This is a genomic window from Microbacterium xanthum, assembly GCF_034531355.1.
Lineage (GTDB): Bacteria > Actinomycetota > Actinomycetes > Actinomycetales > Microbacteriaceae > Microbacterium > Microbacterium xanthum.
The window spans coordinates 1098766-1121107 of record NZ_JAWHUE010000001.1 but is presented as its reverse complement, the minus strand read 5'-3'; the positions used below and the strand labels follow the sequence as shown (position 1 = coordinate 1121107).

General features: G+C 70.6%; 18 protein-coding genes. All 18 read right to left on the bottom strand.

All coding sequences use genetic code 11. The features are described 5' to 3' along the window. Positions 1-31: 31 nt before the first annotated feature. The 18 genes from RZO50_RS05365 to RZO50_RS05280 all read right to left on the bottom strand — a co-directional run bounded on the left by RZO50_RS05365 (position 32) and on the right by RZO50_RS05280 (position 22342). Positions 32-925 carry a sugar phosphate isomerase/epimerase family protein gene (locus RZO50_RS05365; RefSeq protein WP_322598638.1) on the bottom strand — a complete coding sequence of 298 codons (894 nt, stop codon included), beginning with the start codon at positions 923-925 and terminating at the stop codon, positions 32-34. Positions 926-984: 59 nt separating this feature from the next. Beyond that, on the bottom strand, positions 985-2460 hold the full coding sequence (locus tag RZO50_RS05360; RefSeq protein WP_322598637.1) for an FAD-binding oxidoreductase: 1476 nt from the start codon (positions 2458-2460) through the stop codon (positions 985-987). Positions 2461-2646: 186 nt separating this feature from the next. Continuing rightward, on the bottom strand, positions 2647-4239 hold the full coding sequence (locus RZO50_RS05355) for a catalase (protein WP_322598636.1): 1593 nt from the start codon (positions 4237-4239) through the stop codon (positions 2647-2649). Between the two features lie 105 nt (positions 4240-4344). Beyond that, complete coding sequence (locus tag RZO50_RS05350; protein ID WP_322598635.1) at positions 4345-5856, bottom strand: amidohydrolase family protein; 1512 nt, start codon at positions 5854-5856, stop codon at positions 4345-4347. Further along, a complete protein-coding gene (locus tag RZO50_RS05345) occupies positions 5853-6758 on the bottom strand; it encodes a polysaccharide deacetylase family protein (protein ID WP_322598634.1) in 906 nt (301 codons plus the stop codon). Before RZO50_RS05345 ends, RZO50_RS05350 begins: the two co-directional genes overlap by 4 nt. Further along, positions 6751-8175, bottom strand: a complete 1425-nt coding sequence (locus RZO50_RS05340; protein ID WP_322598633.1) for an NAD(P)/FAD-dependent oxidoreductase — start codon at positions 8173-8175, stop codon at positions 6751-6753. The genes RZO50_RS05345 and RZO50_RS05340 overlap by 8 nt, the downstream gene beginning before the upstream one ends. Further along, positions 8172-9608, bottom strand: coding sequence for an MmgE/PrpD family protein (locus RZO50_RS05335; RefSeq protein WP_322598632.1), 1437 nt, complete (start codon positions 9606-9608; stop codon positions 8172-8174). The genes RZO50_RS05340 and RZO50_RS05335 overlap by 4 nt, the downstream gene beginning before the upstream one ends. Continuing rightward, complete coding sequence (locus tag RZO50_RS05330; RefSeq protein WP_322598631.1) at positions 9605-10900, bottom strand: amidase; 1296 nt, start codon at positions 10898-10900, stop codon at positions 9605-9607. The genes RZO50_RS05335 and RZO50_RS05330 overlap by 4 nt, the downstream gene beginning before the upstream one ends. Before the next feature lie 20 nt (positions 10901-10920). After that, positions 10921-11799, bottom strand: coding sequence for a polysaccharide deacetylase family protein (locus RZO50_RS05325; RefSeq protein ID WP_322598630.1), 879 nt, complete (start codon positions 11797-11799; stop codon positions 10921-10923). Next, positions 11796-12974: an amidase gene (locus RZO50_RS05320; protein WP_322598629.1), complete on the bottom strand. Its 1179-nt coding sequence runs from the start codon at positions 12972-12974 to the stop codon at positions 11796-11798. The genes RZO50_RS05325 and RZO50_RS05320 overlap by 4 nt, the downstream gene beginning before the upstream one ends. Beyond that, positions 12971-13627: a GntR family transcriptional regulator gene (locus RZO50_RS05315; protein WP_322598628.1), complete on the bottom strand. Its 657-nt coding sequence runs from the start codon at positions 13625-13627 to the stop codon at positions 12971-12973. Before RZO50_RS05315 ends, RZO50_RS05320 begins: the two co-directional genes overlap by 4 nt. Next, on the bottom strand, positions 13620-15053 hold the full coding sequence (locus RZO50_RS05310) for a 4-hydroxyphenylacetate 3-hydroxylase family protein (RefSeq protein ID WP_322598759.1): 1434 nt from the start codon (positions 15051-15053) through the stop codon (positions 13620-13622). The genes RZO50_RS05315 and RZO50_RS05310 overlap by 8 nt, the downstream gene beginning before the upstream one ends. Positions 15054-15199: 146 nt before the next feature. Further along, positions 15200-16192 (bottom strand): ABC transporter substrate-binding protein, encoded by a 993-nt coding sequence (locus RZO50_RS05305; protein ID WP_322598627.1) that lies wholly within the window; start codon positions 16190-16192, stop codon positions 15200-15202. Continuing rightward, positions 16189-17106 (bottom strand): GntR family transcriptional regulator, encoded by a 918-nt coding sequence (locus tag RZO50_RS05300; protein ID WP_322598758.1) that lies wholly within the window; start codon positions 17104-17106, stop codon positions 16189-16191. The genes RZO50_RS05305 and RZO50_RS05300 overlap by 4 nt, the downstream gene beginning before the upstream one ends. 2 nt (positions 17107-17108) lie before the next feature. After that, the gene (locus RZO50_RS05295) at positions 17109-18107 is read right to left on the bottom strand and encodes a methyltransferase (protein WP_322598626.1); all 999 of its coding nucleotides are present in this window, start codon (positions 18105-18107) and stop codon (positions 17109-17111) included. A 25-nt stretch (positions 18108-18132) separates the two neighbouring features. Next, a complete protein-coding gene (locus RZO50_RS05290; protein WP_322598625.1) occupies positions 18133-19710 on the bottom strand; it encodes a phytoene desaturase family protein in 1578 nt (525 codons plus the stop codon). Then, positions 19707-21086 (bottom strand): amidohydrolase family protein, encoded by a 1380-nt coding sequence (locus RZO50_RS05285; protein WP_322598624.1) that lies wholly within the window; start codon positions 21084-21086, stop codon positions 19707-19709. The genes RZO50_RS05290 and RZO50_RS05285 overlap by 4 nt, the downstream gene beginning before the upstream one ends. Next, complete coding sequence (locus RZO50_RS05280; protein WP_322598623.1) at positions 21083-22342, bottom strand: aspartate aminotransferase family protein; 1260 nt, start codon at positions 22340-22342, stop codon at positions 21083-21085. Before RZO50_RS05280 ends, RZO50_RS05285 begins: the two co-directional genes overlap by 4 nt.

The window sequence follows — 22342 nt, the reverse complement described above, 5'->3', positions numbered from 1 at the left end:
ATGCTCCGTTGCAGAGGTGAGGGACGGACGCTTACTTCGTCAGCGGCAACAGGGTGTCGGAGTTCTCCTTGACCAGCCAGTCGTAGTACTCCTCGGTGAGGATCGACGAACCGTGGTCGATGATGAACTTCAGCTGCTCCTCGTCGATCTCGAGGTTGTCGAGGTTCGTCTCCAACGCGTTGGGGTACTTGTTGGCCGGGGTCCGGTCGACCGGGGCGACGAACTCCGCCGTGAGCGCGCCGTCATAGCCGATCTCGCGGAGCACACCGACGAACTCGGTCCAGTCGTAGTCGCCGTGGCCGGCCGGCATGCGGTTGTTCTCGGCCACATGGACGTCGACGAGCTTGTCGCCGACGAGCCGGAACGCGTCGTAGATGTTGCTCTCCTCGATGTTCACGTGGAACGCATCGAGCACGACGCCCAGGTTCGGGCCGACGGCGTCGCAGAGGGCCAGCGCCTGCTCGGCGCGGGTGATCAGGTACGACTCGAAGCGGTTCAGCGGCTCGACACCGACGCGGACACCCTTCTTCTCGGCGAAGTCGTAGATCTCCTTGGTGCCCTCGACCAGCCACTGCCATTCGTTCTCGGGCGTGGAGTCCGGAACGACCTTTCCGACGGTGCCGGGGACATAGGTCAGGATCTGACCGCCCAGGTCGCTGACCATCTGGATGCAGTCCTTGACGTACTGCACGCTCGAGGCGCGCATCGCCTCGTCGGCCGACTGCATGTTGCGCTTGTCTACCATGAGGGTCACCGCCCCCCAGCAGTCGAGACCGTAGTGGTCGAGCAGCCCACGCACGTGCTTGGCGTCGTACTTCTCGGGCTCCCCACTGATCTCGATGCTCTTGTAGCCGTACTTCGCCAGCCGGGCGATCGTCGTCTCGATCGGCTCTTGGCGCATCCAGTTGTGCATGGACAGGTGCATCGTTCTCTCTCCCTTGAGTGTCGGTTGCGGTCGTGCGGATGTGTCGCGTGGTGCGCAGGTCAGCGGCGCGGCGGCCCGAACCCCAGTTTCCCCGGGTTCATGATCCCATCGGGATCCCACGCGTCCTTCTGCGCCTTGAGCAGTCGGAAGCCTTCGCCGTACTGCTTGTGCATGAATCGGCCGAGCTTGATGCCGACTCCGTGGTGGTCGTTGAGCCCGGCGCCGTGCGCGATGCCCTCCAGGATGCCGGCGTCCCACAGCCGGTCGTGCAGTCGCATCGCCTCCACGGGGTCGGCGGGTGGCTCGTCGACGTAGAAGCGGTCGTAGAGCATCGCCCCCCAGTCGTACCAGTGCGACAGGTGCGCCGTGTAGCGGGCGCCGTATTCGGCGAACTCCTCCTCGACGATCTTCTTCTTGGCCCGGTAGATCGCGGGGAGGTCCGAGAACCTCGCGACCTGATCGAAGGTGCCGTACATCAACGGCGGCTGGGGCAGCTTTCCCTTGGCGTAGGGCTCGTACTTGCCCTCCCACCAGATGCGGCCCACGTCGGGACCGTGCGAGGTGCCGCCGGCGGCCTCGACCAGGTCGGTGATCGCGCGGGTCTCATAGTCGACCAGTTCCTGCGCGCCGTCGCACATGACGACCATGAGCGTGCCGGTGAACGGCGTGCCGACCCAGTCTTTGAGCTTGACGCTGTCGGCCTCGTCGTAGAGACGGATGACCGCCGGACGCAGCCGGTTGGTCATGATGCGGCGCCCGGCCTCCATGCCGGTGAAGATGTCGGGGAAGCTGAAGGAGAGGAATCCGCGCGCCTCGGGCAGCGGGTCCACCCGTAGCGTGGCCTCGGTGATCACCCCGAGGGTGCCCTCGGATCCGACGAAGCTCTGGAGCAGGTCGGGGCCCGCCGCGTGACTGGGGACCCGGAGGGTCTCCACCGTGGCGCCGGGCGGCACGACGGCCTTGACCTGCAGCACCTGATCTTCGGCCTTGCCGTACTTCGTCGACACGACCCCGGATCCGCGGGCGGCGATGAACCCGCCGATGGTCGCGCCGAGGTGGTACGAGCCCGGATAGTGCGCCAGCGTGAGGCCGTGCGCGTTCAACTCGGTCTCGAGCGTCGGGCCGTCGATACCGGCGCCCACGGTGACCGTCAGGCTCTGCTCGTCGATCTCGACGATGTCGTCGAGGTCGGTGAGATCCAGGGCGATGCCGCCGTAGACCGCCAGGGTCCCGCCCTGCGTGCCGGATCCCCCACCGCGCGGGACCACGGGCATGCGGTACTCGGATGCGATCCGCACGATCTGCTCGACCTGCGCGGACGTCGCGGGCTTGACCATCACCTCCGCCGACGGCAGCCGGAGACCGGTGTACTGGATGTACTTGGACGACCACGACCAGTCGGCCGCCTGCGCCTGGAGATCGGCGTCCTCGACGCTCACCCGTTCGCGGCCGACCGCCGCTTCCAGCTCCCGCACGACGTGGCCCTGCAGGAAGTCTTCGCCGCTCACTCGCGCCGCGCTTGACCGATCCGTCACCTCAACTCCTTTGTTCGTGACGCCACAGGTTCGAATTCCACCCTGTATCCGACGTTGTATACAACCTAGTACACGGTTGCGTCGGGGGTCAACACCCTCTGCTCTTCCCCCCCCCCGGGCGCACGGAAAAGCCCGGCCGCGTCGGGGCGACCGGGCTTCCGCCCCGGACCGGGGCCGAGGTGTCGATCAGCCGCCGGCGTGGGTGTTCGGCTCCCTGAGCGGGTCGGACGCGTCCTGCTGCGCCGACCCGGGCTGAGCCCCGGGCGCCCCGAGATCCACCTCTGCGCGGACGAGCCGCTCGATCTCCGCGCCGGTCTCCCCATCGACGTTCTTCCAGTACTGGAAAGCGCGTTCGAGCACGTCGCCGGTGACCCCGCCGAGCAGATGCCCGGCGACGGTCTTCACGAACGCGGCGCGCTGCTCGTCGTTCCAGACCTCGCGCACGAGCGCCCCGGCCTGCGAGAAGTCGTCATCGTCGGGACGCAGGGTGTACGCCTGCCGGACCATCGCACCGTCGGCCTCCCATCCCGGATCGACCTCGCCGACGTTGTCGGCGTATCCGCGACCGAAGGAGTTCGGGGCGTAGACCGGATCGTCGCCGCGGTGCTCGTAGGCCATCGGGCCGTCCTGCGTGTAGGTGTTGACCTCGACCCGCGGTCGGTTCACCGGCAGCTGAAGGTAGTTCGCGCCGATGCGGTGCCGGTGCGTGTCCGAGTACGCGAAGGCGCGCCCCAGAAGCATCTTGTCGGGCGAGAACCCGATCCCCGGCACGAGCGCCGACGGCTCGAAGGCGGCCTGCTCGATCTGCGCGAAGAAATTCTCCGGATTCCGGTTCAGCGTCATCGTCCCCACGGGGATCAGCGGATAGTCCGCGTGGGGCCAGATCTTCGTGAGGTCGAACGGGTTGATCCGGTACGTCTTGGCGTCTTCGTACGGCATGACCTGCACGGACAGCGTCCACGACGGGTGGTCACCGCGTTCGATGGCGTCATAGAGGTCGCGACGATGGAAGTCCGCGTCCTCCCCCGCGATGCGCGTGGCGTCCTGATCCGTCAGTCCGGCCACGCCCTGGTCGCTGTGGAAGTGGTACTTCACCCACGACTTCTCACCGGCCTCGTTGACCCACATGTAGGTGTGCGAGCCGTAGCCGTTCATCTGGCGGTACGAGGCGGGGATGCCGCGGTCGCCCATCAGGTAGGTCACCTGGTGGGCGGACTCGGGATTGAGGGTCCAGAAGTCCCACTGCATGTTGTTGTCGCGCAGCCCGTTGCCCCCGCGCCGCTTCTGCGAGCGGATGAAATGCGGGAACTTCATCGTGTCGCGGACGAAGAAGATCGGGGTGTTGTTGCCGACCAGGTCGTAGTTGCCCTCGTCGGTGTAGAACTTCAGCGCGAAACCGCGGGGGTCCCGCCAGGTGTCGGGCGAGCCCTGTTCGCCGGCGACGGTCGAGAAGCGTGCGAGCATCTCGGTCTTCACCCCGGGCTGGAACAGGCCGGCCTTCGTATAGGCGGTGACGTCCCCGGTCGTCTCGAACACCCCGAACGCCCCGGAGCCCTTGGCGTGGACGTTCCGCTCCGGGATGCGTTCCCGGTTGAAGTGCGCCATCTGGTTCAGGAAGTGCACGTCGTGCAGCACGATCGGGCCGTCGGCGCCGACGGTGAGGCTGTTGCGGTCGCTCGGCGCGGGCGCGCCGGTGTCGGTGGTCGAGCCGAGCGCCGCTTCGGCCGAGGGATTCCGGGCGACGGACGTGCCGTCGGTGGACTCGGGGATCTCAGGCATGGGGTCTCCTTCGCGGATGATGGTCGCCGGGCGGAACCGCCCACCATCCACCGAAACACCGCACACGGCCGTCGCCCAGGGGGTTGACGTCACGCCGACGCCCGTTCAGTCGGCGGTGGCGGGGAGCAGCCGCTCGGGTCGCCAGGGAAGGCGGCGCTGCCCCGCCAGGACATCTCGTGCCGCATCGGCGATCTCCCCCGCCGCGGCGCGACGTCGTTTCGCGGCGGCGAAGTACTCCTCGCACAGTTCAGCGGCGCGGTCCCGCAGGCGCGCCACGTCGACCCCGGCGACGACGCCGCCGTCCATCGCGACGCGTCCACCCACCATGACGGTGCGCACGTCCCCGATGCGCGCCGCGGTGACGATCTGATTCACGAGGTCGATCCCCGGGGTGAAGGCGGCTGCGCCGAGGTCCCAGAACACCAGGTCAGCTGCGAATCCCTCGGAGATCCGTCCGGTGAGCGCGCCCAGCCCGACCGCCTCGGCGCCGCCGGCCGTCGCCGCACGCAAGACCTCGCCCGGCGTCAACCACTCGCCCGCGGGACGATCGAACACATGGCTCACCGACGAGGTCAGCTGCACGGCGTGCAGCATGTCCAACGCGTCGGCGGAGTTGGCCCCGTCGGTCCCGATAGCCAGGCGGGCTCCGGCCTCCAGCAGCGCTCGCGAATCCTGCAGCCCCGAGCCGAGCCGCATGTTGCTGCCGGGAACGGTGACGACATCGACGCCGCCGGCGGCGAGGAGACGCGCATCGGCGCCGTCGGTCCACACCGCGTGCGCGACCGTGACGCCGGGGCGCAGCATGCCGCGCGCATCGAGCTCCGCGGTGATCGAGCGCCCGTAACGCTGCGCACCCGCGCGTGCCTGCGGCTTGGACTCGGCCAGGTGCATGTGCAGACGCACGCCCGTCTCGCGCGAAAGCCGATCCAGCCCGTCGAGCAGCTCGTCCGAGCAGTGGGCCGGGATCGTCGGGGCGACGGCGGGCGCGAGCAGCGTCCGATCGTACGGCCAGGTCTCGATCAGTCGGGTGCACGCCGCGATGATGTCCGCGGCGGCGGGCAGGGTCTGCGCCCGCGCGGGCGCCGCGTGGCCGCAGGAGGCGAGCGCCGGCAGCGCCTCGAACAACGTCCGATCGGCCACCATCGGCGCGAGGGTCGCGCGCAGACCCACATCGCGGTACGCCTCGGCGGTGGCGAGGAAGCTCTCTTCGTCGATGTCCGGGAAGCGGTACACCAGGTCGAACAGCGACGTACACCCCGAGGCGACCAGCTCGGTGGCAACCAGCAGCGCGCTGATGCGGGTGAGCTCGACGGAGCGCTCCGCGCCGGTCCACGGCCCGTTGATCAGCGAGTGCTCGAGCGTCCAATCCCGCGCGATGCCACCGAGGATGCCCGTGTGCGAATGGGTGTGCCCGTTCACGAATCCCGGCGCGACCAGGCGCCGCCGCGCATCCAGGCGCCTCCCATCGACTCCGGCGAACGGATCCGCACCGTGGACCCGGGCGCGGATCTGCGCGATCACGCCGTCTTCGATCAGGAGATCCGCGTCGAGGACATGCTCCGCGTCGGGGGAGAGCACCGCTCCCCCGTGCACGATCAGGCGATCTCGATCGGTCACCGCGAGCCGCCTGACGGGGCGGGGTGTCCGGTTCGCCAGTGATCGGCGATCGCGGCGCGCGTGGTGACCCATACGTCCGGGTGCTGCTGCACATGGTCGAGGAACCGGGCCAACCCCGCTGCCCGCGCCGGATGCCCGCTGAGCCGCGGGTGGATGCTGATCATCATCATCCCGGCACCGTACGCGCCTTCCGCGTACATCACGTCGAAGGCGTCCCTCAGATAGGTGAAGGCGTCCTCGGAGGTCCCCCACCACCCCTTGGCGTACTTGTTGTCGTTGTTGGAGAAGGTGTGCGGGACGACGAGGTGGGGGCGGCCGGCCACCGGGGTCCAGTACGGCAGCTCGTCGTCGTACGCATCGGAGTCGTATCCGACGCCGTGCTCGACCAGCAGGCGCCGTGTGGCCTGGCTCGGCCCGTACCGGCAATACCATCCGCTCGGGATCTCGCCCCAGGTGCGCTCGAAGGAGGCCATCGCACGGCGCAGATGCGATCGCTCCGTCTCCTCGTCCAGCAGGTAGTGGCGGGTGAAACGCCATCCGTGCCCCAGGAGGTCGAACCCCGCCGCGCGGAAGCGTTCCGCGACGGCGGGATTGCGTTCGAGCGCCACCGCACACGCCGACAGCGTCCCCGTCATGCCCCTCTCCTCGAGCAGCCGCAGCACGCGCCACACACCGACGCGTGCCTCGTAGGCCATCAAGGACTCGGCTGCGAGATCCCGTCCCGGCACGTCGGCGCCGGCGGGCACGCCATCGGTGAGGGGTGCCTCGCTGTGCGCGAAACCATCGGGCACGGACTCCTCGGCTCCCGCCTCGTAGTTCACCGTGAGGTTGAGTGCCACGCGCGCCCCGCCCGGCCAGCGCGGGTCGGGGCGTTGGGGACCATAGCCGACGAGGTCACGCATCAGGCCGCCCCAGGTCCACCAACTCGGGAGTGTCGTACGCGCGGTAGCTGTCGAAGAAGGCGTCGGCGTCTTCGAGGAACAGGGATCGACTGACGGCGTCGCCGAGGCGCCTCGCACCGGCACCGAGGCCCGAGTTCATGTTCCCGTTCAACCCCATCGACAGGCGCGCACCGTAGGTGAAGTCGTAGACGCGCGAGACCCACTCGTCCGCGGGTTCGCGCGGGAGGAACTCGAACCCCGGGCCGAGATACGGGTACGCGGCCAACGCGTCGTCCCGCCACTCATCGGGCGCCTGGTAGCGATCGCGCCACCGCGCGATCCGTGGGGCGAGCTCCGCGAGCTCGGGACGCACCTCGAGTTCCACCGATGGCCCGGTGCCGGCGATGACGTGGTCGAACCGGAACGTCCCGGTCGGGGTGCGGACCTCGATCTCATCGTCGATGAGGGCGACGGACTCCCACGGGGACGACACGTGCCAGGAGAACTGCGCGAACCGCGCACACCGGTCCCAGGTGTACTGCGGCACAGGCTGGTTCGTCTGCTGGAAACGGGCCGTGAACCGCCACTTGTCGTCGTCGGAGAGATCGGGGAAGTGTGCCCCGAAGGCGTAGAACTCCATCCATCGGAACGGGTTGACCCGCGGGATCTGTGCGCGTCGGTAGAAGAGGTCTACGCTGCGCGCCCCCGTCTCCAGCGCCTCGCCGGCGTAGTCGAAAGCCGAGGCGCCGCCACCGAGGACGCCGATGCGCTTGCCGCGCAGCGTCTCGGTGTCCAGGGGTGCCCCGGTGTGGTCGTACCGGTCCTCGGGCAGGTTGTCCGCGATGATTCCCGGCACGCTCCACCGACCGTTTCCGGCCATCCCCGTCGCGAGGATCACGCGCCGCGCCCAGCTCCGTCCGACCTGGCCACCCGGCCCGACCGCCCTCACCTCCAGCAGGTCACCGTCGGGGCGGATACCCGTGGCGCGCACCCCGTTGCGCACGGGCGCGGAGGTGACCCGACGGAACCAGCCGAGGTACTCCTGCCAGTGCTCCTTCGGGATGAAGCGGAGCTGCTCCCACGCCGAGTCGCCGTAGCGCGCGCGATACCAGGCCTCGGGGGTCAGCGACGGCACACCCTGGTCCGGTCCGGTCAGATGCTTGGGCGTGCGCAGCGTCCGCATCTTCGCGTAGGTGACCCACGGCCCCTCCCGACCTGCTTCGGCCTCGTCCCACACCTCGACCTCGGTGACCGCGCGGCGCCGCAGGGCGAACGCGAGGGCAAGACCGGCCTGGCCCGCCCCGATGATCAGCACATCGAGCACGCGACGGTCCGGCGTCGACCGGGAGCGCACCCACTCCGGTGTCGGGTAGGAGGTCAGCGCGATGTCTTCGGCCGCCTCGGCTTCGAGGCGGCGCAGTCGGTCGTCGGCGCTCACCGCTGCAGAAGCGCGGTCAGGTCGCGCACGTCCGCGACGCTCTGGATGTCGGCGACCATGTCGACGATCGCCTGCGCCCGCCCGCGGTCCCACGATGCGAACTCAGCGCACTCGTGGAACTTCGCCGCGACCTCCGAGTAGTCCATCGGGTCGGCGGGGCTCCCTTTGCCGAAGGCGGCGCGTCCGGAAACCGTGCGGCCGTCGGTCAGCTCGATGTCGATGATGGTGGTCATCTTCGCGTAGCCGTCCGCTTCCGCCTCGGGATGCACCCCGAACTCCACCTTGCCCAGCGCCTCCTGGACATCCGGGCGCAGCACGACCTCGTCGGTGAACTCGTTGAGTCCCGCGCGGCGCTCCAGCAGCAGGATCGCCATGCAGAACTCCATGGAGAACTTGGCCTGCAGCTCGTTGATCGGACGGTGATGGATGAGCGCGTTGGGCATGTTGTGGTTCGTCCCCACCCGCACCCGGACGACGTCCTCCATACGGAGGTCGTGCGCGTGGATCAGGCGCAGCATCTCGGTCATGCCGGGGTGGGTGAGTGAGCCGGAGGGGTGTGGCTTGATCGACACGCCGGGGCTGTCGAAGGTCCACGGCGATCCCAGGGCGCCGCGGATGGCGCCCTCGTCGTACCCGCCGCCCGCGGCCTGGAAGAAGCCGCGCGGCGCCTCGAGGATCTCCGGGCTCGCGCTCCACCCGGCACGGGCGAAGTCGGTGGCCACGACCCCCGATTCGGACGAGCGGCCGGCATGGAAGGGCTTGGTCATGGTGCCGAAGTTCTCGCGCAGGCCGGCCGACTGACTGCCGGCGATCGACAGAGCACGCCGGGTCTGCTCGACGGTGAGCCCTCTCAGGCGGCTCGCGGCGGCCGCGGAACCGAAGGTGCCGCAGGTCGCGGTCGCGTGGAACCCATGCTGGTAGTGGCGGGGCGAGATCGCCTCGGCGATCTTGCACTCCAGGTCGACGCCGACCAGGTACGCCATGAGCATGTCGGCGCCGGAGAGCCCGAGCTGCTCCGAGACGGCCAGCGCCGAGGGAAGGACCGGCGCGGTGGGGTGTGTGAGAAGGCCGTAGACGCGATCTTCCGCGACCGCGAGTTGCGTGTCGTCGTAATCGTCGGCGTGGATGGCGACGCCGTTGGCGAAGGCGGCGAAGCGCGGGGCGGCACGCAGCCCCGTGCCGATGACGGTGGTCTCGCCGCTCCCGGTGACGCCGGTGGCCGCGAGGTAGTCGTGCACGATCTCGCCCGACTCGGCGACCGAGCCGGACAGCGCCAGTCCGAGCCCGTCGAGGATGGACGCGCGGGCCAGGTCCCCGACCCGCTCGGGCACGCTGGACGCCTCGGTGTCGAGGACGAAACGAGCCGCTTCCGCCGTGAGGTCGACGCCCTTGGTCGGGTCGATCGTCGGAGTGAAGGAAACAGGGGAGGTCATGAAGTGGATCCTTGTCTGTCGGTGCATGCGGAAAGGGGGAACGGGTCGTCCCGGAGGGCGCCGTCGACGGCGTGGGCCGCCGCGAGCAGGCCGCGGTCCTCGCCGTCGGCGCCGAGCAGTTGCAGCCCCATCGGCAGGCCGTCGACCGAGAGGACGGGCAGCGACACCGCGGGGATGCCGAGGTAGCTGGCGGTGGCCGGCATGGTGCGACTTCCGGTGCGTGCGTGGCCGACCGGCGCGGGTCCGACCGTCGAGAGGGTGGCGACGACGTCGACGGCACCGGCGAGCCGGGCATGGGCCTCGCGCAGTCGCCGCCGGAGCGCATGGGCCGCGATGATCTGTTCGTCCGTGAGCGAGCCGGCCCGTTCGACCAGCTCGATCAGACGCGGGTCCGTCTCGGGGTCCGGGGGTGTCAGATGAGGCGAGATGTGGCGTGCGGCCTCGGCGGCGAACACATCGAACATGCGCTCGGTCGACCCGGGGACCAGGCTCTGGAAGGCGGCGAGCGCGTCCTCCGCCGCGGCCGTGAGCGGGGGCGCGCCGACGTCGGCCAGCCGTCGACGCGCGCGATCGAGCGCCTGCCACGCGGCCGGGCCGGCTTCGTCCCCGCCGTCGAGGACGACCCAGCCGATCCGCAGTTCCTCGAGTCGCGGCGGCGGTTCTGGGGCCGCGCGTCCGATGAGGACGGCGTCGACTCGGTCGATGTCTCGCAGCGATGCGGCGATGAGCCCGACGTCGTCGAGGGTCTCGGCGACCGGATGCACACCGGCCATCGGGTAGCGCCCGTGGGTGGGCTTGAAGCCGTAGGCGCCGCAGTACGACGCGGGTCGGATCGTGGAGGCCCCGGTCTGGGTGGCCAGCGCGATCGGCACGAATCCCGCCCCCACCGCGGCGCCGGATCCGGCGGAGCTGCCGCCCGGAGTGTGCCCGAGGGCGTGCGGGTTCCGCGTGGGCGTGGTCGTGCCGCAGGCGAAGGGCGTGCTCGTGGTCATGCCCACCACGGTGGCGCCGGCGTCGACCAGACGTTGCACGACGTCGGCATTGCGGGCGGGGCGACGTCCGCGGGCACGGTCGGACCCCCACTCGGTGGGGTGGTCGGCGCTGTCGATGATCTCCTTGACCGCGACCGGCATCCCGGCCAGTGCGCCACCTCGGTCGTCCCCGGTGGTCCGCAACGGCGCGGTGTCATGATGGGTGAAGGCGCGGACCTCCGGCTCGTACCGGTCGATTCGATCGGCGCTCTCCTCGGCGTAGCCGGCCCCGGCGGTCGGCCCGGGCCACGGTCTCAGCATGGCGCGCTGGTGCGCGGCCCTCACGCCGGCACCTGCGCACGGTACCAGTCGGCCGTCTCCGCGGAGGTCACCGGACGGCACTCCGGGGTCTGCGCGATGAGCTCGACGATCCGCTCCAGCTCGGCGATCCGGTGCGGCACCCCGACGATGTGCGGATGCAGTCCGATCGGCATGACCACCGCACCCCGGGACGCCTCGGCGCGCAGCCGCGTGAGAGTCCGCTCGACCCGGGCCGACAACGCGCCGTCCGGCTGATGCTGCACCTGGTAGACGGTCACATCGTTGTTCTCGACGGTGTAGGGCAGGCCGAGCATGCGATGGGGCCCGGCATCGAGCCACACCGGCCGGTCATCGATCATCCAATCGTGGGAGTACTCGATACCGGCCTCCGCCTGCAGACGCAGCGTGTCGTCGGTCTGGTTCATGCCCGGGCTCAACCACCCCCGGGGGCGGCGCCCGAAACGGGCCGACAGGTGATCGATCGCCTGCGCGATGGCCGCCGCTTCATCGGCGACGCCGTGCACGCTCTGCTGACGTACGCCGTGGGCGAGCACCTCCCAGCCTTCACCCTCGACGAGGTCGGCGACGGCGGGATACTCGGACACCACGGCGGAGTTCACCGCCGCGGACACCCGCCCGCCGAGAGGGGCCAGGGCCTGGGCGACGCGGCGGAGCCCGGCGCGGAGTCCGTAGAGGACCCAGGAGTGATTGGCCACATCGGGAACGACCGTCATCCCGTGCGGCGGCGGCAGCACCGCGCGCGGCATCGGCGCGTCAAGACTCCAGTGCTCGATATTGACGACGAAGGACACGAGGATCGACGCGCCCTCCAGCGGCGCCAGCCCGGTGCCCTCCGCGGACATCTCGAAGGCGGCGGGGGCGCGGCGCGGGGCGGTCATGCCGCTCCCCGTCGTGCGGCCCAGCGCAGCAGCTCCTCGTCGTCGCCGGGCATGCCCAGCATCGACACGCCCACGGGGGCGCCCTCGACGATCCCGGTCGGGACCGACAGCTGCGGCATTCCGCACAGCGACGCCGGAACGACCAGCGGAAGGTTGCGCGCGCGGTAGTCCATGAGGTCGTCGAACGACGCGGTCCGAAGCGGCGCCGGGCCGACGGCGGTCGGAAGCACCAGCAGGGCGTGCTCCAGGTGCTCCGACAGCGCGTGGCTGAGCGCGCGGCGCCCCGCGTCGGCGGCGGCGATCTGCACATCGTCCACCTGCCCGGCGGCGAGGATGCGGTCGCGGATGCCCTCACCGAGCGGCGGGTCCTCGGTGCGCACCCACGCCCCGTTGCTCTCCCACAGCTGCCGGCTCATCAGCGGCCAGAAGGTGTCGACGAGATCCGCCGGCGTGACCCCCGCCGGGCACACCCGCCGGGCCTCGAGGTCGAATCCCCACAGGCGCGACCAGCGCGCCGCCGTGCGCCGGACCAGCTCCACGGTATCGGGGTCGGCGAGTGCGAGCAGGTCCTCCGCGATGACCAGGCGCGAGATCCGCCGCGGTGGCGCCGCGGCGTCCACGAGCGCTTCCAGTGCCGCACCGATCACGTCGGTGCGGCGTGCAAGGAGGGAGACGGTGTCGAAGCTCGGCGCCATCGGCCGGACGCCGTCGAGCGGGATCCGGCCGTGGGTCGTGCGAAGACCGAACAGTCCGCAGAACGACGCCGGGGTCCGGACCGACCCGCCGGTGTCGGTGCCCAGCCCGAGCGCGGCGTCTCCGGCGGCGACCGCCGATGCCGCCCCACTGGAGGAGCCCCCGGGGACGCGGTCCAGTGCGGCGGGGTTCCAGGGGGTCCCGAAATGGGAGTTCACGCCGAACATCCCCGCGGCCAGCTCGTCGGTGGCGGTCTTGCCCATCACCGTCGCGCCCGCCGACAGGAGCCGGGAGACGGCGACGGCGTGCGAGCGCGCCGCCGACCCCTCGAAGGTCAACGCGGGGTTGCCGGCGCCGGTGACCCGACCGGCGACGTCGTAGAGGTCCTTCACGGCCACGGTCACCCCCCGGAGCGGGCCGTCGTCGACCTCGGTGAGTGTGAACTGTCCGCCGGGACTGAAGTAGGAGCCGTCGTTGATCATCGGTCGACCGCGCTCTCCTTCATATGCCGGCGGAGACCGCCGACGATGTGATCGGCGGCACGGCGACGAGCGGCCTCGGCGTCTCCGTCGATGACCGCCGCGGCGATCGCTTCGTGCTCTTCGAGCGACGAGGCGACGTTCTCGCTCACCGTCAGCGCGCGCGCACGGAAGAGGCTGATCTCCCGAGAGATGGACTCGTACTGCCGCAGCAGCCGGGGGTTGCCCGACGCACTCAGGAGCGCGCGGTGGAAGGCGCGGTTGAGCTCGTAGTAGGCCTCCGAGTCGTCGCGCTCGAAGGCGGCTCGCATCGAGGCGAGCAGGTCACGCAGCTCGATCTCGACGGTGGCCTGCCGCCGAGCGGCCGCCAGCTGGCAGGCCAGCCCGAACAGCGCGGAGCGCACCTCGTAGAGGTGGCGGGCGTCGTCTTCGCTCACGGTGCGCACGAACGCGCCCCGATTGGGGAACTGCACCACGAGGCCGTCCTGGGCGAGCGCGGTGATCGCCTCCCGCACCGGGCCGCGACTCACCCCGAGCCGCTCGGCGAGCTGCACCTCGGCGAGACGGTCACCCGGCGCGAGCTCGCCCGAGGTGATGAGTCGCTCCAGTTGATGCCGGACGATCGTGGGGCGTCCGACCGCGGCCGTGTCAGTCACGGGGCCCGTCCTCGACCCCGTAGCCGGCCAGGAACTCCTGCACGCGGGTCTCCGCCTGCGCGAACGGATAGTTGCGGTGCGCGTAGTTCTTCACCACCGCGGGGGATCCGGAGTAGAACCGCTCGTACTGCACGTGCCGACCGGCGAACTCGGTGCCGACTGCGTCCCAGACGAGCTTGAACAGCTTCACCCGTTCGTCGAGGCCGTTCTCCCCCGACCCCATCAGACGCTGCATCGACGCACGCTCATCGGGCTCGAGCAGGTCTGCGGAGGAGGCCGGGAGCTGGATGACGCCGCCGCCGACGAGCTCGCCGAGCAGCTTGATCGCCCTCGGGTAGACGTCGGTCTGCATCCCGAGCGCGGCGTAGAGGAACTGGCCGTCGGGCCGCACGACGCCGACATCGTCGACACCGGCCCGCGCGTAGGCCGATTCGACGAAAGCCTCGATCGTGGTGGCGATCATCGAGATGTCGGCGACGGCGTTGCGCACCGACTCGGATTTCTCGCGTCCGTTGGCCTTGGCGGCCAGTGAGGCGAGCCCGGTGATGAAGCGGAGCTTGGCCGCCAGCCGGATGATCGCCTGGATGTTGCCGAGCTGGTGCGCGGCGGTGTCGAAGAACTGCGCCTGCAGTCCCGCACGGTTTCCGACCAGGAACACGCGCTCCCACGGGATGAGGACCTGGTCGAAGGTCACCATCGCGTCGGATTCGTCGAACCGCGCGGCGAGCGGGTAATCAAACGACGTGCCGAGCGTGGCGTAGGGCCGTCGGGAGATCAGGCGCAGACCCGGCGCGTTCAACGGCACCACGAAGGACAGTGCGCGACGTTCCTCCCCGGGCGCGAGTGGACGCACGCACGTGACGAACAGTTCGTCCGCGACCGCGCCGCCGCTGGCGAGCATCTGGGCACCGTCGACGATGATGCCCTCGGCGCCTTCGTCGACGACCTCCACGGGCTTCACGTGAGACGCGGGGTCGGCCGGATTGGCCTGCGGGGGGACGATGGCGTTCGTGATCCACAGGGAGCGCGACGCGGCGTACTCATGGAACTCCACGACCTTGCCGCTGTGCGGGCGCTCGATGTCGTGGAACAGCTCGGGCTTGCTCGCGAATCCGGCGAGGAGACCCGACACGTGATCGGCTCCGCGTCCGATGAACCCGTGGGTCGCCTCCGACCACTCCTCGAGGGCGGTTCGTCGGGCATCGCTGACCTCGCGTGTGCGGGGGATCGCGTAGATCAGGTGGCGACCGGTCTCCGGGTCGAGCAATCGACTTCCGGAGCTCAGCGCCTGGTCGTACAGCGCGGCGGTCGTCTGCGCGACCCCTGCGAACGCCGGATCGAGCGCCACGTTCTCGACCCGCCGACCGTCCACCCGGATGTCTCGTCCGTCCGACAGTGCGGCGAGGTATTCCTGACCGGTGCGCATTGCCACCTCTTTCGATTGTTGACAATCCGAGCGTAGAGTCGTCGTGTTTCCCCCGTGTTTCGATGGCGTATCACCTCGAGAACCGCGAATACTCGCGAAATCCCGGCAAGACCCTCCCACAGGCTCTTGTCGACAATCGGGAGGCCTCAGGTCGCGACGAGGAAGTCCTGCGCCGGCCCCGCGAAGACCTCTTCGGGGGAGAAGTCCCGCTCGATGAGCCGGTCGCGCCGCAGGTACTCCAGCAGCGTCGCCACCGTGTGCCGGTTCCCCGCGAAGCCCATCGGCCACGGGTCTGCACCCATGAGCGCCTCCGACTCGCGCAGCGACTCCAATTGCCACGGCAACATGGTCGACAGGGCCGTCGAGTCCCACAGATCGGCGCGGGCGAGATCCTGTGCATCGCGGAACGCCCGGTACAGCTGCGGGATGAGCTCCGGCGAGGCCTCCGCGACGTGCCGCTTGAGGCCCACCAGGTGCATCGGCGGGAAGATGCCGGTCTTGCGGAAGTACCGCAGCTCCTCCTCCTGCGGGCGCTCGAACAAGCGCGCAACCCGGCCGGAGGGCCAGGTGGACGGGGCCCGCGCGGTGTAGAGCGCGTCGATCTCGCCGTCGGCCAGCAGCTTCGCGAGTGAGGCGTCCCCGCGACGTTCCACGGTGAACTGCGGCGGGTAGAACTGCGGATGCTCCTCCCCCGCCCGGGCCTGTTCGAGGCCGCCGGTGACATACACGGGCGCGACGCGGTCGAGTCCGTAGTGGTCCTGCAAGATGCCGCGCAACCAGACCGCGGCGGCCATGTCGAACACCGGCACACCGACCCGTCGACCCGCGAGGTCGGCCGGAGAGGCGATACCGGCATCGGCGTTGACGAACACGCACGAGAGGCGGAAGTGCCGCGAGGGGAACACCGGCAGGGCGACGTAGGGATTGTCCTGTCCCTCCTCCATGAGGCGGACGAAGGTCGCGATCGGCAGCTCGACGCAATCGAAGGTGTGCTCGACGAGCTGCTGGTTGAACAGCGCCTGGGTCGGCAGCAACGACACCTCGACATCGACGGGAGCGTCGGGCGATCCGACCCGCACGCGCCCGTCGGCGAGCGGGCGGACCCGGTCCATGCGGGACAGTCCTATCGTGAGCGTCATGACACTGCCTTTCTGCGGCGCGCCAGACGCGCGCCGATGCGTTCTTTGAACGAGGTCGCGAACCGCGGATCGAGCTCCCACTCGATGGGGACGACGTTGGGGATGCGGCCCTCCCAGCCGTCCGGCAGCCGAGCCGCGTTGTTGACGACGACCACGTCCACCCCTTCGAGCCTCGACGAATCGTCCACGCCGATGTGGAAATGCTCGATGGGACCCGAGAAGTACTGGCCGACCACGGCGGCCATCCACGACACACCCCTCGCCGTGGGCGCAGCCACCACGAGGCGGCGCGCATGCCGCAGGTTCACAAGCTGGCGCAGCGCCGACTGGGAGGCGACGAAGGTGATCTCGACGACGTTGTCGAAGTCCGACACGACATCGCTCAGGTCGTTGAGGTGGAAGACCGGCGTCGTGACGATGTCGAACTCGTCGTCGAGGGTGCGACCCCACGCGTCGGCGAGCAGGACCGGCTGCATCTCGAAACCCGACTCCCGTCGCACCAGCGAGTGCATGTGCTGCAGGTCGCGTCGGTTGCACTCCACGAAGGCGATACGGGGAGCGACCTCGAGCTCGTCGACCGCGTCGTCGATCAGGGCGCGGATCTCGTCGAGGGGAACGCCCGAGCGCCACGCCCGACGCAGCACCCGCCGGATCTCGTCACCGATCTCGCCGCGTGAATCCACCACCGGCGTGCCGACGGTCGCGACGTACGTGCCGGTGCGCGGGACGGTCCGCACCAGACCCATCTCCGCCAGGCGACGTACCGCGCGGTCGACCGTGGACGGGTTGGAACCGAGCTCGCCGGCCAGGCGACGACACGAGGGCAGGCGGGATCCGCGGGCGTAGTCCCCGGCACCGATGCGGTCGAGGATGATGCGGTAGACGTCGTCGACTCCCAGCGGCTCCAACGACATGGTCACCCCCGTTCCCCCACCAGCACGAGATTCGGCGCGGCGACCCCGCCGTCCCGCACCCGGTCGAAGCCGGCCCCGCGCAGCAGCTCGACGAGGTCGTCCGAGCGACGGGCGCGACCGGGCGTCTCGATCTGCATCATGAGGTCGAACATCGCACCGAGCGGTGCCGGCGCGTCTCCCGGGATCTCGAGGACCACCACGGCACCCCCGGGTCGCAGGGCGTCGCGGGCGCGGGCGAGCACCGTCCGGGCATCGGCGTCGTCGAGATCGTGCAGCAGATGCGACATCAGGACGGTGTCAGCCGAACCCGGCGCGACTCCCAGTGCCGGCGCCGCGAGCAGGTCGGCCGCGACGACCTCGATGTCCGCGCGACCGGCGAGCTCCTCGCGGCACCACGCGGCGACCTGCGGCAGCTCGACCAGTCGTACGTGTGCACCGCCGTCCGCGAGCGGAACCGCGTACGACCCGAGACCACCCCCGGCATCGACCACGGCACGGCCGGCACCGAGCTCGGCGATGCCGGTCAGGTCGGCGCCGATCATCCGCGCGAGGGTGACCAGCGCGCGCAGGAAGGTGCGGGAAGATGCCGGGTCGTGCTCGAGACGTCGCCGCCACGACGGGATCGTCGGTGTGCCGGTCCGGACCGTCTCATCCAGCCGCTGCCACTGACCCGCCAGGTAGTCCTCCTTGGCGACGAGGTCGCTCAGGGCGCCTCCGCGGGCGAGGTGAGAGGCGACGCCGCGACCGCGATAGGTCGGGACGTGTTCAGAACCGTCACGGACGAGAAGGGCCATATCCGCCAGCGCGTCCAACAGCGTGCGGGTCGGCGCCTCGGCCGTGCCGCACGCACTCGCGACGGCGGAGGCGGTCATCGCCGCGTCGCCGATCGCGCCGAAGACGTCGACACGCACGGCGGTGGCGATCACCGCGGAGCGCTGGTAGGCGGTGACGGCATCGAGCACGCCGTAGGCGTCCATCCCGTCCTCGATCCCGTCGGTCATGACGACCGCTCCCCTCTGCGCACGCTCATGCGCCGCGCCTCATCTGCAGGTACGTCCTCATCGCCGACCACAGCCCTCCGGCCTCCCTCGCCGCGGAGCGCAGCCGCGCACCCGCCGACGGACGGGCGTCGAGGTCGTGCAACAGAGCCGTTGCTGCTGCCCGTCCCGAGACCCCGGACAGGCCGCCGCCGGGCGGGGTGCCGGCGCCGGTGAGGTACAGCCAGGGCACCTCGGTGCGGTGTCCGGCGGCCCCCGGCGGCCGCCACCCGAACATCTGGTCGAGGGTCAGATCGATGTGGTTCGGGTTTCCGGTGCCCCCGATGCGCTGGATCCATGTGCGCGGGCCGGTCACGGTCACCTCGGCCCCCTCGCCGGTCAGGTCGACATCCAGCTGCGCGGACACCGTCTCGATGACCGACTGCGCCGCGCGCTCCTCGGCACGTTCGGTCCAGGCTCCGGATGCGCGCCGCAGCGGCACCACGGTGCTGATCCACGTCGCGCTGCCGGGGCCGCCGTCCTGATCGACACCGGTGACCATCGCCCACGGACGTCGCGGTGCGCGTCCGGCCATGATGTCCCCGAATCCACGGCGCAGATCGTCCAGACCGGTCTGCACGAAGGTGATCGCCTGGTCGCCGCCGGGCAGTCGGGGCCCTTCGCCGGGTCGGGCGATCGAGAGGGTCATCTCGGCGACGTTGAACGAGCCGGACACCAGCGTGCGCGCGGAGGCCGCCATCGCGTCGGGGACGCGATCGAGCAGGGCGGCGGTGCGCACGAGGTCGAGGGAGGACACGACGCGGTCGACGACGACGCCCTCGCCGTCGGAGGTGTCCACCCGCACACCGTCCCGGCTCTGCGTCACGGCGGTCACGGGCGCACCGACACGCACCCGGCCCCCGGCCGCCTCCAGCGCGGCGCGCAGAGCGTCGGCGAGCGCTCGGGATCCGCCGACCGGGCGGACGCCCGGCTCACCGTGCCCGGCAGGCAGGAGGAGCCCCATCGCGCCGCTGCCGGGGGCCCACGGCGGCAGCTGGCTGTGGGCGGCGTACAGTCCGAGCGCCGCGCGGGTGCGCGGATCGGCGAGGCCGTCCGCGATGACGCGTTCGGCCGACATCAGGACGGTGCGGAACAGGTCGTCGCCACCGCGCAGCGACGACAGCATGGTCGCCAGGCTCGTCGGTGTCGGTGGCTGCGCGAACATGTCGACGGCGTCGAAGAGCATGCGGGCCCGTGAGACGAGGGCGAGGTACCGGTCACGGTCGGCGCCGAGTCCGTCGGCCGTCTGCGCGGCGTCAGCGGTGAACAGGCGGTCCTCGCCGTCGACGCGGAACGCCGAGAGCAGCTCGCGCTCCCGCCACGTCAGACCGAACCGCTCCAGGCCGAGCTCGCCCGCTATCGCCCGCATCCCGCCGTGGTCGATGGCGCCGCGTTCGATCACGACACCCGAGGTCGTGCGCTGCGTCCACAGGCATCCGCCGACCTCCGCGGCCTGTTCGAGGACGGTGACGTCGCAGCCGGCGCGGGCGAGCAGCACCGCGGCGACCAGGCCGTTGTGCCCGCCGCCGACGACGGCGACGCGAGTGACATCCGACGATCCGCTCACAGCACCGATCTCCCCTCGCGGGCGAGGCGACTGTCACGCGCGATGTGGCGCGCCAACGGCCGGCTGCGTGCGATCTGCGCGACCTCGTCGACGCTCACGCAGCGATGGTCGTCGACGACACGCCGCCCGTCGACCCACACCGCGGCCACCGACCGGGGCGATGCCCCGTAGACGAGCTGACCGTAGGGGTCGTGCAGCACGGACACGTCGACGGTGTCCTGATAGAGGACCACGTCGGCCCGCTTGCCCGGCTCGATACTGCCGACCAGGTGCGACAGACCGAGTGCCCGGGCGCCGTCGATGGTGCCCATCTCGAACACGGTCCGCGCGTCGATGACGCTCGGGTCCAGGGCGTGCACCTTCTGCAGCAGCGCGGCCGACTTGACCGCCTGAAGCATGTCCTGGGAATCGTTGGAGGCGGCACCGTCGGTGCCGATGCCGACCGCGATGCCCTCGCGACGCAGCGCCGAGACGGGGCACACGCCGGATCCGAGGATCATGTTGGCGACCGGGTTGTGCGCGACGGCCACCTCCCGTCGGGCCAGGAGGTCGACATCGTGGGCGGTGACCCACACGGCGTGTCCGGCGATGACCGGCCGTCCGAGCACCCCGAGGTGCTCGGCGTGCGGGATCGTCCGGCGTCCCCATCGTCCCGCAGCGGTGACCAGCTCCTCGCGGGTCTCGGCCAGGTGGGTGTGGATCGACCATCCGGCACGTTCGCACGCGTCGACCCCGGCGGCGAGGAGGGCATCGCTCTGTCCGAGCAGCGTGCCGATGCCGTACCGGAAGGTCACCAGTTCGGTGGCCGCAGCCGCCGCGTGCAGCGCGTGGTGCTCGTCGAGGATCTCCTCGACGCCACCCCACGGGCCGGCGTCGGGGTCGGCGAGGTCCTCCGCGCCGAAGGAGACCACGCCGCGCAGTCCTGCCCGCTCGAGCCCCTCGACCACGCCGAGGCTGGCGAATGACCCGCGGTTGGCGTGGACGAACATGTCGTTGACGCACGTGACCCCGCTCAGCAGAAGCTCCACCGCCCGCAACGCGGTGCCCTCCGCAGCGTCCTCGGCGGTGATCACATCACCGACCGGGCCGACGATGTGCTGACCCCACTCGAACAGCGTCAGTTCTGACCCCATGCCGGTGGCGAGGGCCTCCGAGAGGTGGGTGTGGGTGTTGACCCAGCCGGGGGCCACGATCCCGGTGCCGTCGCCCACGACCGGCGCTTCGGGTGCGCGGGCAAGGACCTCGGCCGCCGGCCCCACATCGACGACGGCGCCCTCGCGGATGCGCACCGCGCCGTCCCGCACCGCACCCGACGCCGCCGCGGTCAGCACCCACGCGGCCCGGATGACGACGTCGTCGCGTTTGGGCGGGATCATCGCGCCGCCCCTCCCGCGCTGATGCCGATTCCGGCGGCGACGACGTCTCGCAACGTGGCGGCGAACAGATCGATCTCGGCCTCCGACACCACCAGCGGCGGGGTCACACGCACCGTTCCGGCGGAGTTCAGCACCGATCCGACCAGCACGCCGCGCTCCTGCAGGGCCCTGGCGACCGCGTTGCCGTCACCGGCGACCTCGAACGCGCACCACAGCCCGCGCCCCCGCACGTCGACGACGCGGTCGGGATATTCCGCCTGCACCTCGCGCAAGCGCGCTCGCAGGTGTTCCCCGCGTCGCGCGGATGCCTCGACGAGACCGTCGCGCACCATGACGTCGAACGCCGCGATGCCGGCGGCGCACGACACCGGATTCCCGCCCATCGTCGTCAGGTGCGACAGCGGCGGATCGACGAAGGTGGCGAAGATCTCTTCCGTCGATACGATCGCGCCCAGCGGGAGCCCGCCGCCGACGGCCTTGGCCATCGTGATGATGTCGGGCACGACATCCCAGTGCTGGTGGGAGAACCACATGCCCGAACGTCCCATGCCGCCCTGCACCTCGTCGACGATGAGGAGGGCCCCGGAACGATCGGCCAGTGCCCGGAGGCCCGGAAGGAAGTCATCGTCGGGGACGCGGATCCCGCCTTCGCCCTGGATGGGTTCGACGATGACCGCGGCGGTGCGCTCGTCGATGGCCGCCGCGGCGGCGTCGAGGTCGCCGAACGGTACGAACTCGACCTCCGGCAGGAGCGGTTCGAACGGTCGTCGCCACTCCTCGCGCCAGCTCACCGACAGCGCGCCGAGCGTGCGCCCGTGGTAGGAACGCTCGAAGGCGACGAACTTCGGGCGCCCGGTGTACTTCCGGGCGAGCTTCAGCGCACCCTCGGTCGACTCGGCACCGCTGGAGGTGAGGTACGCGACATCCAGCCCCGGGGCGGTCACGGAGGTGATGCGCTCGACCAACTCAACCTGCTCCGGGATGACGAAGCGCCCGTACACGTTCACGTGCGCGTACCGCGCGGCCTGATCGGTGATGGCGGCCACCACGTCGGGGTGGGTGTGTCCGACGTTCGCCACGGCGATGCCGGACGTCATGTCGAGGTAGTCGCGCCCGTCCGCGGCGGTGAGGGTGCAGCCGTGCGCGCGCGCGACGACGAACTCCTTGCGTCCGGGGACGGTCTGCGACAGATGCCGCGCGAACCGGTCGCGGTAGGAGTCGATGCTCGCTGCGTCGAGGGGGGTCGTCTCGCCCAT